This window comes from Acinetobacter sp. NPDC052428, from assembly GCF_044547685.1.
Classification (GTDB): Bacteria; Pseudomonadota; Gammaproteobacteria; order Pseudomonadales; family Moraxellaceae; genus Acinetobacter; species Acinetobacter lwoffii_G.
Window position 1 is genome coordinate 25,415 of the sequence record NZ_JBIUAT010000026.1, and the last position, 14,209, is coordinate 39,623.

A 14,209-nucleotide genomic window follows, 5' to 3' on the forward strand; every position below is an offset into this window, starting at 1 on the left:
CCCCGAGTTCATTAAAATGTTAATTATTTTGATAGAATAATAAGGCTTTCCCACAGCTTAACCAACACTTAGTTCATGGGCAAGGGAAAAAAAGATGAATGAAATGAGAACCCCATCAATGAATATGTTGCAACAGTCACGAAATCAGGTCTTAGTGCAAATTGAAACTGCCTGTGTTGAGGCCGGCCGCGAAGCAGATGCGGTGCAACTGCTTGCCGTTTCCAAGACCCAGCCGAGTAGCGTGCTGGCAGAGATGTATCAGGCAGGGCAACGTGCTTTTGGTGAAAATTACTTGCAGGAAGCGCTGGAAAAAATCACGGCCCTGAAAGAGCTGGACATTGAATGGCATTTTATTGGACATGTGCAGCGTAACAAGACCAAGCATCTGGCAGAAAATTTTGCCTGGGTGCATGGGGTGGATCGTCTGATTATTGCCGAGCGTTTATCAAATCAGCGTGGAGATAATCAGTCCGCACTGAATATCTGTATTCAGGTGAATATTGATGGCCAGGATACCAAAAATGGCTGCCCGCCGGAAGAAGTCGCAGAACTGGTGGCACAAATCAGCCAACTGCCGAATGTACGTTTACGTGGCCTGATGGTGATTCCTGCACCGAATAATCCTCAAGCCTTTGCTGATGCCAAAGTTTTATTTGATGCAGTCAAAGTTCAGCATGCACACCCTGAAGATTGGGATACTTTAAGTATGGGCATGTCTGGGGATATGACCGAAGCGATTGCTGCGGGTTCTACCATGGTTCGTGTTGGCACAGCCCTATTTGGTGCACGGCCTAAAAAAGATGTATAAACCACTAATGTCAGTTTTTTGCAGCAAAGCGTTATCGCAGGGTATTGGATAACGCTTTTTTTCTGGCTGGTTCGAGCCATTTGGCCATTAACCAGGCAAAAACTATTAAGCTGCACATGCTGGCAAGCAAAGCTAAAATTGCTCCGCCCAGACCATAGGCCAAAGTTGCCGGAATACAGCCCAAAATAAATAAAAGTAATGGGAAATGGGTGACATACAAGGTATAGGAAAAGTCTGCGGATTGAACCCAGACCGGATGATAATGACTGCGTCGATGCTGGAGCTGTACCAGCCAGCAGCTAAAGGCCAGACCCATACAGAAATTAAAAGGGGCAAAATTCGCAGCGCGGTATTGCTGGGCCTCATCAATCACCTGAAACTGGTAAGCATCAAAACAGGCGATTAGAAATGCCAAGCCGAATAGGGCTAATTTGACTGATTGTAAGCGGTTTAAAAAAGGTAGCTGGATATATCGAAATGAACAAGCAAAGGCAGTGAGCCAGACCAGAAAATAAATAAAAAACTGGATGTTCAGTACTGATAGTATAGCCAGAACCATAAAAAAACCGATTTTGGCGATTTCCGAATTTTTTAAAAAAGGTAAGAATCCGGCCAGCACATAAAACCACACTTCATAGCTCAGACTCCAGAGCGCAGCATTGGCTGAAACCGTTGGTGTTACAAAGCCATTCAAAAATAGCAGCGAGCCCACAAATTCCATCATGTCTACACTATAGTCAGTCCGGATCATCATGCCAAAACTGTGTTGAAAAGCATGGGTATGGCTGGTAAATAATAGTGGAGCAAGCAGATATAAAACCAGCGTCAACCCCATTGCGAACAGGAAGGGTGGTAAAATTCTGCGGTAACGCTGTTGGGCATAACGGCGCAGATTAAATTGACCATGTTGATGAATGTTGTGCTGGATCGAATAGCCGATCAGATAGCCACTTAAGGCAAAGAAAATCATGACTGCAGCCTGCCCAAGCAGACGTATCCATGAATAAATGCTGGTATCGAAAGGCCCAATAAATGCCTGAAAGCAGTGACTGAACAGCACCACAATGGCACTGATCCCCCGTAGGCTCTCAAGCTGTAGGCTGAAATAGGGCGAGAGCGTATTCGGGGCAGTATCCATGATCTTTAACCTATAATCTGAATAGTACTGGCGCCTGCACCGACAGGCTTGACCTGAATTTGTACCGGAATCCGTTCATGCATTTCCTGTATATGTGAGATCAAGACGACTTTACGGCCCTGGCTTTGCAAATGATCCAGCGCATTCATGACCATATGTAAGGATGCCGGATCGAGCGTTCCGAAACCTTCATCAATAAACAGTGATTCCAGTTTCATGGAGCCGGAGGCCATATTGGCAATCGCCAAAGCCAAAGCCAATGAAACCAGAAAGGTTTCACCCCCCGATAGGGACAGCACAGGGCGGACTTCACTATTCATGTCCAGATCAATAATCGCCAAACTCAGGCTGTCCGGAATACGGTGTAACTGATAGCGGGGTGCCAACGGTTGCAACTGCTGATTTGCATATTCCACCAGAATATCCAGATGATGTTCCTGAGCAATTTTCTGAAATTTGGTGCCTTCCTTATGTCCGATCAGATCGTAAATACGACCCCAACGGTATTCTTCGGCTTTAATCTGCTCAATTTGCTGCTGATATTTGGCATAGGTGTTTTGATTATTGGCATTCATACGCAGTTTGGCATCAGTTTCATTGAGCACTTCCTGCTGCATTATTTTTTCCTGATGCAGCATGCCAAGCTTTTGCTCAATTTCCTCAAATTTATGTTCTGGCTGTAGTTTTAAATGGGCCTGATATTGTTCTTCCAGTAATTGCCAAGCTGTTCTGGCATTTTCGAGTGCTTGTTTCTGGTTGGCCAGATTCTGACGAATCCGTTGATGGGTGCTCAGATCAATACTGAGCCATTGTTCAATTTGAGCCGCCATCACTTGCGGATGTGCTGCTTGCCATGCCTGAATATCTTGCTGATATTGAGCCAATTGCCGATCGATCTGCTGAAGTTGGCTGATAAATTCTTGCAGTTTCAAGTGGGTTTGATGCCACCGTTTTTCGGCTTGCGCCGTGCATTGACGCTGTTGTTCTAAAGTCTGCTCTAAGGTCTTGGCTTGTAGCTCTAGTGCATCACGCCATTCTGCAGCGACACGGTAGACTTGTCCTGCATGCTCTTTGGTCAGTTCAGCCAGTTGTTGACGCAGATCTTTGCCTTGCTGAATCAACTGCTCTACAGACTGGCCCAATTGAGCAAAATTTTGCTGTTCCAATTGTAGTTGATACTGGCTCTTTTCCAATATTTGCTGCTGTTGATGCAGGTCAGATTCCAGCTGCTTTTGTACTGCCAAGTGCTGCATGCGCTGGTCTAATTGTCGTTGCAACTGAGGTAAGCAGAGCATAGGTGGCTGCGACTGGTACTGCTCGGGCAGTACGCTTAAAACTGGATGTATCAGCTGGTCGAGTTGCTGAAGTTGCTGTAGAGCCAGTTGTAATTGGTGCAATTGCTGTTGCTGTTGACGCCATTGGTATAATTGTTGCTGGAGCTGTTGTTCCTGCTGTTGTGACAGTTCTAGCTGCTGAACCAGACTTTGAGTATGATTCGCCAGTAACTGGATGAATGTAGGAAGATCATTGTGCTGCTCGGTAACCACTTCCAGTTTAAGTAGTTGAGATTTACAGTCAGCAGAGGATTGTTGAATCTGGTTTTGCAGGATCTGGCAACGCTGTTGCTGTTGCTCAATTACTGTTTGTGCTTTGGATATTTCAATGCGTTGCTGCTGCTGAGATTGCAGTTGCTGATCGAGCTGCTGTTTTGCCTGCCGTAACTGTTGCTCCTGTAACTGGCTCAGGCTCTGTTCCAGACGTTCATGGGCGGCATCGACAAAAGGATGGGCCATACTCCCACAGACCATGCATGGCTCATCCGGTTTTAACTGGGCACGAAGATCCTGCACACTTTGCGCATGCAATAAACGTTGCTGGGCAAGTATTTGTTCTAGGTGTTCATATGCCTGTTGTTCAGTCTGAATCTGCTGATGCAATGCCTGTTCGGCCTCTTGCTGCATTTTCAGTTGCTGCTGTTGGCTATGTACAGCAGATTGCAGTTGTTCAAATTCTTGTGATTGTTGAACGATCTGTTGTACCTGCTGTTGCAGCAGGTCGAGCTGACGCTGTTCCGCTTGGCGTTGCTGACGCACTTCCTGAATGGTTTTGAGATGATCTTCCAGCTGTTCCAGACTATGATGCTGTTGTATCCACTGGTTCAGATTTCCTGAAAGTACTGTAACGGTTTTTTCCAGTTCAGGTAAAGGCTGCTTCAGGCTGTCCGGATTCTGTTGCTGCAGTTGCTGATACTGACGCATAAAGTCTTGTATGCGTTGCAAGGTACTTTGCGGCTCCAGATCGAACACATTTAAAAAGCCAGATTCAGCCAATTGTTGTGCAACCTTTTCTTGCCGAGCTTGTAGCTGATTCAAAGTCTGTTGTTGCTGTCGCAGTTGTTCTTCTAAAGGCTGTAGACGAAGGGTTTGAAACTGGCTTTGCTCTGCATGCAGTTTTTTGTACCGCTCTGATACCGTATCAATTGCATGATCCAGCCTTAAACCTGCCTCCAGATGCGGTTTCAGGTTTGCCAAGTGTTGCTGAAACTGGTGCTGCTGTTGTTGTAAGGCTGTAAGTTTGGCTTCTTCTGCTACAAAGCTCTGTTTGAGCGTTTCAAATTCCAGCGTAAATTGGGTGTGCTGGTGCTGAATCTGCTCTTTTTGAGGGGCTAGACGGGTACGACTCACAAACTGATCCCGAATCGACTGGAATTCATCCAGCTGCTCCAGTAGCTGTTGCTGTCCTGCAGATTTATTTACTGCATCTTGCTGTACTTCGTAGACTTCTTTTTTGGCATGGACTTCTGCATAGAGTTTATGTCGGTCCAGATGCCATTGTTTCTCATTTTCTAGCAGTTTTTCTGATTGCTGCAAATTCTGAAGTTGCAAAGACAAAGAGTTCTGCTGCTGTTGTAAAGCGCTGATGTCTTCTTCAGACAGAATTTCAATATGCCCGATCAGCTTTTCCAGATCGTTGCGCTTGTTTTTGACTTCGCTGAATTTCTCTGCGGCTTTCTGACTAACTAGACTGAAAATCTGCGAATTGGTGAGATATTCCAGTAAATCTGCACGCTCATTATCTTTGGCTTTTAAAAATGCGCCGACTTCCGACTGTGCGAGCAACACTGCGCGGGTAAACTGCTCAAAACTTAAGCCCACCAGTTTTTCAATGAGCGGGGTGACTTCCGATATTTTTTGCGTCAGTGTCGTGTCGTCATCCAGACATTTGACGTAGCGGTCTACTTTTAGATTGCCATCGACTTTCTGGCGTGCCCGTTTAATTTCCCAGCGTGCCATATAGCGTTTGCTGTCGAGTGCAATAAATTCCAGTTCGGCAAAACCATGCACGCAGCCACGGCGCAGAATATTCTTGGAATCCTTGATGGAAACATCCTGACCGCCAGCATCTTTCAAGCTGCCTGTCGCACCTTTTAAACGTGGAATTTCATTGTAAAGCGCCAGGCACATGGCATCGAGCAGGGTAGATTTTCCGGCACCAGTTTTGCCGGTGATGGCAATCAGGCCGGCATGAGCCAAAGGACTCGATTCAAAATCAATATGATGGGTGCCGGTGAGGGAGGCCAGATTATGAAGACTTAGACGTAAAATTTTCATGGCCGCTCCTAGGCTTGTTGTTTTTGTGCAAGTTCGTGTTGGGCTTCATTCAGTAATTCCTGAAAATCCCGTTGTACCGAGTGATCCTGCTCATAGCCCATTTTTTTCCAGATATTGAAAAATAGCGATTCCGGAGTAGGGGGTGCCAGATCAATTTTAGACTGGCTTGAACTAAGGTCGACCTGTTGCTGGTAAATCCGGCTGATGCGCAGCAGTCGGTAACGGTTAGCAGGTAGGGCCTGTTCTATTTGCTGACGCAGATCTACCGGAGGCGGCGCATCGGTCGTGTATTCCACCTCCAGAAAATGCCGTGCAGAAAGCTGCTCGATTTCTCCGGCAGGCAAGGCCTGAATTGTAGTGATTAAATTTTCCAGCTTTTCACGAACGCGGAACAGCTCGACAGTACGCGGAATGCTTAAGGCATCGTACTGAAAGCGGTTTTCCGGGTTTTGTTCGGGGTCAATCCGGACTTCAACCACCTGATGCTGGTAATGGATTTCACTAAATGACAGCGGAATCGGGGAACCACTATAGCGAATATGCGGCTGACCGACCTTTTGCGGTTTATGCAAATGCCCCAGCGCGACATAATCAATCACATCATCAAACAGCGCCGTCGACAGAGCCTCTTCATTGCCGACAATAATCGGACGTTCAGAGTCCGAGGTCTCACCACCTTGCATGTGCGCATGTGACATTAAAATTAGTGTCTGATGTGGCTGTTTGCGGGCTCTGGCTTCGGCAATCAGTTGTTGATGCAGATAACTGATCGCGTTCTGGTTATTGCTGGTATGTTCATTCAGTCCGGTAATTTCGGCACTGCGTAAATAGGGTAGGGTCAGACACCAGGCGATGATATTTTTATCCCGATCATAAATAGGAATAAGTAGACGATCCAGGTTCAGGGTATTTTCTGCAGTGCGGCCTACGATTCCCACAGCTTTGGCATTGAATTTGGCCAGCAAGGGTTCAACCTGTTCAATCCGATAACCGGAATCATGATTGCCTGCAATCATCAGGGTCTGCATATGTGGCGCCAGGTCGTGGGCGTCGGCCAGAAACTGGTATAGTTGTCTTTGCGCACTGGAAGCTGGATTGATCACATCAAAAATATCGCCGGCAATCAGCAGAGCATGCGGCTGCTTTGTTTTAATTTGCTCAAGTAGCCAAGTCAAAAACTGTGCATGTTCAAATTCACGGTCATGGTTATGGAAAAATTGTCCCAGATGCCAATCGGAAGTGTGAAGAAAATGAACTGCCATGTAATGAACCCCAAGATATCTGCCTTGCTACTATAGGAAAAAGCACAGGTAAAAATCTACTTGTAAAACGATATTTCAGCGAATTGTTGGTGATGTTTAAGCTGAATTTATTTTGATCAGTATGGAAATTACTGGATGATCGCATCCAAATCATCAGACATCGAAAAGTCATGCAATCCATCAGGCTTTTAAAAAAATAGGAATTTTAAAAAATAAAAACCGACGATTCGAGTGATGATGAAATCGTCGGTCAAATTTGTGTTACATGAAGATTTTGGCTGCTATTCAAAATTTCCCTGTACACTGGACTTATTGCTTTAGCTCTAAAGGTCAGCAAAAATTCGTGGATGCCAGTCCAAATTTTTGTACCTTGTACCCTATATAACGTCACCCTATAGTGGATGGTTGACAATAAAATGAAAAAAAACCTGATTTTTTTTATACTAGCTTGTTGAAGATCACTGAGTCATGCATATGTTGCCGCTAAGTCGTTATTTTATCTGGTTTTTCGTTATATGTTTTATTTTTACTTGTATTTGCGGTGTACTGGCAGCCTTGCTGCCGATGGGCATGGGTGCAGTCTTGACGATTGTTCCGTATCTGGTGGCCATGATTTGGGTGCTTTTTAAATTTCTAAAACAGCAAAAACGTGCGCCGACCCAGGCAGAGCGTAAAAAATTCACCCTCGGTTTTAGCCTGATTTACTGGGGCTATAATTTATTATTTCTGTTGCTCGGTATTGTCATCGCCACCCGTTCCAATCCGAATGCCTGGCAGGACTTCTTGCTGTATCTACAGCAGCCACAATTTATGAGTATTGTGCTGATCATGTTCCTGATGATCGCAATTCCACTATATCTACTGACGTACTGGTTTTATGGCAAGCAGGCCCAGCGTATGGCAGAGAAAATGTTTGGCCATCCACCTCAGTGAGTATAGATGAATCATTGTGTGACGACTGATCTTCATAAATTGATTGAATGATGAAAGATACAAATTCTCCACTACAAAGATCTTCTCGGTTTAAAAAGCTAAAGATGAGTGGCGTATAATTTAAATCAAGAAAATAATAAGGCGAAGAATGACGAATGTATAAACCTGTAGTGCTGTTGACGGGAGCGAGTGGTTTTATTGGCAGTCATCTCGTGCATTTTTTACTGGAACGGGATTATCGGGTGATTGGTCTGACCCGTCAGAAAAATAAACCTGAACTACATCCGGACTTTCATTGGATTAACCAGCTGGATGAATTAAAACAGCATCAGATTGATTATGTGGTCAATCTGGCTGGCGAAAGTATTGGTCAAGGCCGCTGGACGGCAGCGCGTAAAAAGAAATTGCTGAATAGCCGTTTAGATACCTCCAGACATTTATTTGATTATTTAGAAAAAAATCAGCTTAGACCGAAACGGATTATTTCAACATCGGCCGTTGGCTATTATGGCATTGACCCCAATGAGCGCTGGGAACAGGTCTGCACGGAGCAAAGTCCGCCACAAGATATTTTTATGTCCGAACTCTGTGCGAAGTGGGAGCAGCTGGCCTTGTCCTATACTAACCAGAACACCAAGATTGTTCGCTTTGCGGTGGTGTTTGGCAAAGGTGGTGGGATTCTTCCGCAGATGCTATTGCCGATTAAGCTGAATCTGTTTGGGCGGATTGGTCATGGACGTCAGCCAGTGACCTGGGTGCATCTAGAGGATGTGCTGCGTGCGATTGAATTCTTGATACTTGAGGATACAGCCGAGCAGATCTTTAATGTCGTCGCGCCAGAAAAGAGCAGTCAGGCCCAGTTTGCACGAACTGCGGCCCAGATTCTGAAGCGCAACCCCTTACTTCCACTACCAGTGTGCAGCTTAAAAATGATGCTGGGAGAACAATCGCAACTGGTATTGAATGGTCAGTATGTAGAGCCCAAAACTTTGCGGGAGGCTGGATTCCAGTTTCATTATCCAACTCTGAAAGAAGCACTGAGCAATATTCTAAAGTACTAAGCGACTGGGCTCTAATAAACGGACTGGATCATAAGGATCTGGATCAACGATTGGCGTTTGTTCAAGGATGAGTTGAGCGAGTAGTTTGCCTGAGGCCGGCCCCATACATAAACCGTTACGGAAATGTCCAAAATTGGCCCAGGCATTTTGCAGCTTGGGAATTTTGCCAATATAGGGAATACCCTCGGGTGAGCTGGGTCTTAATCCGGCCCATTGTTTGACCAGCGGAAAATCTGCCAGTTCCGGTACCATCTCAATGCACGCCTGCAAAATATCCTGCCGGATTTTGCTAGAAGGTGAGGTGTCAAAACCGACCTGACGCATACTGGACCCACATAACACATGTCCGTCTGGTCGTGCAATCAGGTACATAACCTTATTCATGCACATGGTCGGCAGCCAGTTTTCTGGCGTTTTAAACAGCAGCATCTGACCTTGCACCGGTTGTACCGGAATTTCCAAACCAAGTTGCTGTGACCAGTATTGTGACCATGCTCCGGTTGTGAACACATACTGATCTGCCTGAAAAACCCGGCCATGTTCATCTGAGATACTTTTTACACGGCCTTGCTGAATATTGAGCCGAGTGATTTTACAGTCTTCTTGCCAGGTGACACGAGGATGCTGCTTCAAATAGCGAATGATCGACTGTAATAACCGTGGATTACGGATATTGGCCAGTTCAGGGAAATAAATCGCCTGTTTGAATTTGCTCTGATTAATTCTGGGATTGATCTGTTGCAGTTTAGCCTGATCAAGCAATTCTGCCTGTTGCTGCGGCTCTTGATGTGTTGCGGCATAACTTAAACCGATTTCAAAATCGGATTCATCAAAAATCAGCATACCTGTTTCATGAATCTGGAAATCAATCCCGGTCACGGGTTGAAGTTTATTATTCCACTTCTGATACAGTGGTTTGGCATAGCGGGCCAAAGCATTTACAGCAGCGGGATAACGCCAGGGATACATCGGGGAGAGGATGCCTCCTCCAGCCCAGGAGGCAGCCTGTCCGGCGGCCTGCTGATCAAAAAGAGTAACAGAACATCCCTGTTCAAGCAGTTCCAGCGCCGACATCAGACCGGTGATGCCAGCGCCGATAATGGCAATATGCATTGCGCCGAAATCCTTTTACTTCATGTCTTTCAGTTTAAGCGCAGCTTCTTCAGCAAAATAGGTCCAGATGCCATCTGCACCGGCACGGCGACAGCTCATCAATGATTCTAAAATGACGCTATCAGATAACCAGCCATTTTGAATTGCTGCGGCCAGCATCGCGTATTCGCCACTAACCTGATAGACAAAGGTCGGTACGCCAAAAGTGTCTTTGACTTCGCGGACGATATCCAGATAAGGCATGCCCGGTTTAACAATGACCATGTCTGCACCTTCCTGAATATCCAGCGCAATTTCATGCAGGGCTTCAGCACGGTTACCGACATCCATCTGGTAATTGTATTTATTGCCGCCTTTTAAATTGCTGGCAGAACCGACTGCATCACGGAATGGACCATAGAAGCTGGATGCATATTTGGCTGAATAAGCCATGATTGAGGTATAGATATGCCCATTTTGTTCAAAGGCCTGACGAATTGCACCGATCCGGCCATCCATCATGTCACTTGGGGCAAATACATCTGCGCCTGCTTCGGCATGGCTGAGACCCTGTTTAATCAGACATTCGACCGTTTCATCATTTAAGACATAACCGGTCTCATCAATAATGCCATCCTGACCATGCGTGGTATATGGGTCGAGTGCACCATCAGTAATCAGCACCATTTCTGGCAGTTCCTTTTTTAATAAACGCAAAGTGCGTTGGACCAGACCATCTTCGCGCCAAGCCGCTTCGGCGGTCAGGCTTTTATCTTCTTGTGGTGTGACTGGAAACAGTGCCAGTTTATTGACGCCCAGTTCCAGCAGACGCTCTGATTTTTTTAACAGCAAGTCTGCTGACAGGCGCTGGATATTCGGCATACTGGGAATATCTTGGCTCTGGTTTTGTCCCGGCAGTACAAATACTGGATAAATCAGGTGATCTGCACTGAGATGCGTTTCACGTACCATAGAACGTAAATGCTCATTTTTACGAATACGACGCATGCGAGTTGCAGGAAACGCGGGACGATTGAACGTATAGGTCATAAAAATCTCAGCAATCAGTATTAAACTAGGCACCTATTGTAGCCCTAACTGAAATTTTTGGGCATAAATTAGCGGTTTTTTATTGCGGTGGATTTGAGCAGAGTGATGACTAAGACAGAGAAAAGCTGGACAGGTAATATACACTTGGGGGCAAAGGTGGATATTGATGTGGTCTTAAATCAGTTGGTACATGCTTTTAATAGCTCTCCTTTTTTTAAGCATAATGGCATGAGCATGCGGGTGGTGGAAGGCCAGATCGAAGCCTATGTCGAAATGCAGGATTTTATGGTTGGGAATGTCGCGTTTCAAATTTTGCATGGCGGTCTTGCGGCCACGGTACTCGATAGTGTCGGTGGAATTGTAGCGATGGGGGAGCTATATAAAAAAGCCGAACCTGAAACCATTGCGGACACCATTAAAAAAGTCTCGCGTTTGGCGACAGTGGATATGCGGGTGGATTATCTGGCGCCCGGGCGTGGTAAATATTTTATCGCGCGGGCAGAAACCTTACGTTTGGGGCGTAAGGGCTGCACCATGCGTATGACCATGGTCAATGATGAAGATAAGCCAATTGCTACAGCGATTGCATCTTATGCTTATTGAGGGTAAGAGATAGAAAATAAAAAGCACTGTTTAACAGTGCTTTTTTAGCTTTCGACCTTCAGATCGATACAGGTTATAGATCTGATTTGGCCCGTTTTAAGGCCTTCTGCCATTTGGCTAAATGAGCTTCACGCTCATCATTTTGCATTTTTGGTTCAAAGGCACGTTCAAGTTGCCAAGACTGCGAAATTTCCTCCAGACTGGAAAATATTCCGGATTTTAATCCGGCCATGGCAGCTGCCCCCCAAGCGGTAGACTCCAGCATTTTCGGACGCAGCACCGGCACATTGAGAATATCTGCCTGAAACTGCATCAGCATGTCATTGCTACTGGCACCGCCATCGACCCGTAATTCTTTTAAAGGGTGGGCAATATCGGATTGCATTGCACTGAGGACATCCGATACCTGAAAAGCGATTGATTCTAAGGCTGCTCGGGCGATATGCGCTTGAGTCGTACCACGAGACATGCCACAGAGCAGGGCACGCGCTTCACTGTCCCAATGCGGTGCGCCAAGTCCGGTAAAGGCCGGAACCAAAACCACGCCGTCGGTATCCTCAACTTTACAGGTCAGTTTTTCGATATCATTGCTTTTTTGAATAATTCCGAGGCCATCGCGTAACCATTGCACCACAGCACCAGCCATAAATACGCTGCCTTCCAGCGCATAGGTAGTTTGGCCTTGGGCTTGCCAGGCGAGAGTAGAAAGCAGCTTGTTCTGGCTAAGCTGAATGTTATGTCCGGTATTGAACAGCATAAAGCAGCCAGTACCATAGGTGTTTTTAGCACTGCCCACCTCAAAACAGGACTGGCCAAAGAGTGCAGACTGCTGATCCCCCAAAATTCCGGTAATGGGAATATTGGCCCCCAGTAAGCCAGAAGCAGTGTCAGCGACATAACAGTCAGAAGAGATAATTTTCGGTAAGACTGAAGCCGGGATATTAAACAGCTCGAGTAGCTCTTCATCCCACGACTGTTGCTGCAGATTCATTAACATGGTACGAGAAGCGTTACTGGCTTCAATGACATGCTCTGCGCCTTGGGTCAGATTCCAGATCAGCCAGCTATCGATAGTACCAAATGCCACATGGCCTTGTTCAGCGAGTGCCCGTACTCCCTCGACATACTCTAAAAACCAGACCAATTTTCCCGCACTAAAATAAGGGTCAATCCGTAGGCCGGTTTTTTGCTGAATTTTGGACATCAAGCCTTGATCAATCAGCCGGTTACACCAGTCAGAGGTACGACGGTCCTGCCAGACGATTGCCGGGGCGAGCGGTTTGCCATTTCTGCGATCCCAAACTACAGTGGTTTCACGCTGGTTAGTCAGGCCAAGGGCTTTAATATCCTTTGCCAGAATACCAGCGGTGGCTAAAGCTTGTTGTACCACAGCAATCTGTGAGCTCCAAATTTCCTGAGCATCCTGTTCTACCCAACCTGAATGCGGAGTCTGTATATGCGTTTCACGTTGAGCAGTTGCCTGAACTTGTCCACGTTCATTAAAAATAATTGCCCGACTTGACGTAGTTCCCTGATCTAGGGCCAGAAGGTAGCTCATAATTTTTCTGTTATTTGGCTTGAAAAGTAAAATATTAGCGCAATAATGTAATTAAGCGCATCAAGTTGTGTAAATGTTCAGAAAATACATCGTAATTTTTGACATTTATGCTATGATTGCCTTGTACTTTGGGGGTGTTTCTGGCTTCGACGCTGGTGATGAAACTCATAGATGCATGCCGAGAGCGCATTTTCTCTCGTAAATCAAATTTGCATTTTTTAGTCGCAAACGACGAATCATACGCTCTAGCTGCCTAAGGGCAGCTTGTCCGCCTCTCCGAATACTTGTGGTTAGAGAGTCCGACTGAAGCGCACGCACACAAGTCCGTATAAAGCCAAGCCTCGGGGCTTTGTACTAAATCAAGAGGATCGCGATTTGTACCCTGTTCGTCGGGTCACAAAGAGTTAAAACAATAGACGATATCTAAGCATGTAGTATTCTCGAGCGTAGTGCTGGCGGACGCGGGTTCAACTCCCGCCACCTCCACCAAAATTCTTTCCGAAGTAATCCATCGGAATCTAAAAAAGCCTTTAAACTCAATGTCTAAAGGCTTTTTTATTGGCTGTATTGTCCGACCCTATCCTAAGCTGTTTGACCCTATTTTTGCTTTATGTGGGTCAAAATTGGGACAATTTGACCCACTAAATAAGTTTAATTATGTGGGATAAAGATATGTCACTTACTGATGTGCAATGTAAAAAAGCACTACCGCAGGAAAAACAGTACCGCCTTTCTGATATTAATGGTCTGTCTTTACGAATCGATCCGAATGGCAAAAAATATTGGTCTATCAGATACACGGAAAATGGACAAAGGAAGTCCAAAGCATTAGGTATCTATCCTGAGCTAAGTTTAAAGCGTGCAAGGGAGATCGCGCTTGATCTGAGATATAAACGGCTTTGTTGCACAAAGATTTGAAATGCAAAGCGCCCCTAATTGAGCTAAATTTAAGGCGTAACTCGGGTAAGTGGTCGACCTAATTCCGTAAATCTGTTAAGGACTGCTACACGTGCATGGATTTCATTCACTTGGCTATCAAAACTCCTTGCACTGAGTTTATCTCCTAATAATTTGATGCAATGCATCTTAGTTT

Annotated in this window: 10 protein-coding genes, 1 other RNA gene and 2 pseudogenes; 6 read left to right on the forward strand and 7 right to left on the reverse strand. The window is 45.8% G+C overall.

Annotated features, from left to right (window positions below):
- The first annotated feature begins 118 nt into the window (after positions 1-118).
- Positions 119-808: a YggS family pyridoxal phosphate-dependent enzyme gene (locus tag ACIG3F_RS12500; protein WP_396470200.1), complete on the forward strand. Its 690-nt coding sequence runs from the start codon at positions 119-121 to the stop codon at positions 806-808.
- 31 nt (positions 809-839) lie between these two features.
- Here the strand turns inward: ACIG3F_RS12500 and ACIG3F_RS12505 are convergent, their stop codons facing one another.
- Genes ACIG3F_RS12505 through ACIG3F_RS12515 form a run of 3 tightly spaced genes read right to left on the reverse strand, consistent with a single transcriptional unit; the run spans position 840 to position 6,819 of the window.
- Positions 840-1,946, reverse strand: a complete 1,107-nt coding sequence (locus ACIG3F_RS12505) for an acyltransferase family protein (protein WP_396470193.1) — start codon at positions 1,944-1,946, stop codon at positions 840-842.
- Positions 1,947-1,951: 5 nt separating this feature from the next.
- Positions 1,952-5,557 carry an AAA family ATPase gene (locus ACIG3F_RS12510; protein WP_396470194.1) on the reverse strand — a complete coding sequence of 1,202 codons (3,606 nt, stop codon included), beginning with the start codon at positions 5,555-5,557 and terminating at the stop codon, positions 1,952-1,954.
- A gap of 8 nt (positions 5,558-5,565) precedes the next feature.
- Positions 5,566-6,819: an exonuclease SbcCD subunit D gene (locus ACIG3F_RS12515; protein ID WP_396470195.1), complete on the reverse strand. Its 1,254-nt coding sequence runs from the start codon at positions 6,817-6,819 to the stop codon at positions 5,566-5,568.
- 474 nt (positions 6,820-7,293) lie between these two features.
- Here ACIG3F_RS12515 and ACIG3F_RS12520 point away from each other — a divergent pair, with 474 nt between their 5' ends.
- Positions 7,294-7,752: an ABZJ_00895 family protein gene (locus tag ACIG3F_RS12520; RefSeq protein WP_005107697.1), complete on the forward strand. Its 459-nt coding sequence runs from the start codon at positions 7,294-7,296 to the stop codon at positions 7,750-7,752.
- Between the two features lie 155 nt (positions 7,753-7,907).
- A complete protein-coding gene (locus ACIG3F_RS12525) occupies positions 7,908-8,813 on the forward strand; it encodes a TIGR01777 family oxidoreductase (RefSeq protein ID WP_396470196.1) in 906 nt (301 codons plus the stop codon).
- Here ACIG3F_RS12525 and ACIG3F_RS12530 read toward each other — a convergent pair.
- Positions 8,802-9,926, reverse strand: coding sequence for an NAD(P)/FAD-dependent oxidoreductase (locus ACIG3F_RS12530; protein WP_396470197.1), 1,125 nt, complete (start codon positions 9,924-9,926; stop codon positions 8,802-8,804). The genes ACIG3F_RS12525 and ACIG3F_RS12530 overlap by 12 nt on opposite strands.
- Before the next feature lie 15 nt (positions 9,927-9,941).
- Entirely contained in the window at positions 9,942-10,955 is a 1,014-nt protein-coding gene (gene hemB, locus ACIG3F_RS12535; protein ID WP_396470201.1) for a porphobilinogen synthase, read from the reverse strand.
- A 105-nt stretch (positions 10,956-11,060) separates the two neighbouring features.
- Here hemB and ACIG3F_RS12540 point away from each other — a divergent pair, with 105 nt between their 5' ends.
- Positions 11,061-11,558, forward strand: coding sequence for a thioesterase family protein (locus ACIG3F_RS12540; RefSeq protein WP_180000918.1), 498 nt, complete (start codon positions 11,061-11,063; stop codon positions 11,556-11,558).
- A gap of 73 nt (positions 11,559-11,631) precedes the next feature.
- Here ACIG3F_RS12540 and glpK read toward each other — a convergent pair whose 3' ends face one another.
- Positions 11,632-13,116, reverse strand: a complete 1,485-nt coding sequence (gene glpK, locus ACIG3F_RS12545; protein WP_396470198.1) for a glycerol kinase GlpK — start codon at positions 13,114-13,116, stop codon at positions 11,632-11,634.
- Positions 13,117-13,246: 130 nt separating this feature from the next.
- On the opposite strand from glpK, the gene ssrA reads away from it, so the two are divergent.
- Together ssrA and ACIG3F_RS12555 are read left to right on the forward strand one after the other, a co-directional pair.
- Positions 13,247-13,605: a transfer-messenger RNA gene (gene ssrA, locus ACIG3F_RS12550) on the forward strand.
- A 183-nt stretch (positions 13,606-13,788) separates the two neighbouring features.
- Positions 13,789-14,031: pseudogene (locus ACIG3F_RS12555) on the forward strand (Arm DNA-binding domain-containing protein); the annotation flags it as partial.
- Between the two features lie 32 nt (positions 14,032-14,063).
- On the opposite strand, the pseudogene ACIG3F_RS12560 reads toward ACIG3F_RS12555, so the two are convergent.
- Positions 14,064-14,209, reverse strand: a pseudogene (locus ACIG3F_RS12560) (IS5/IS1182 family transposase); the annotation flags it as partial.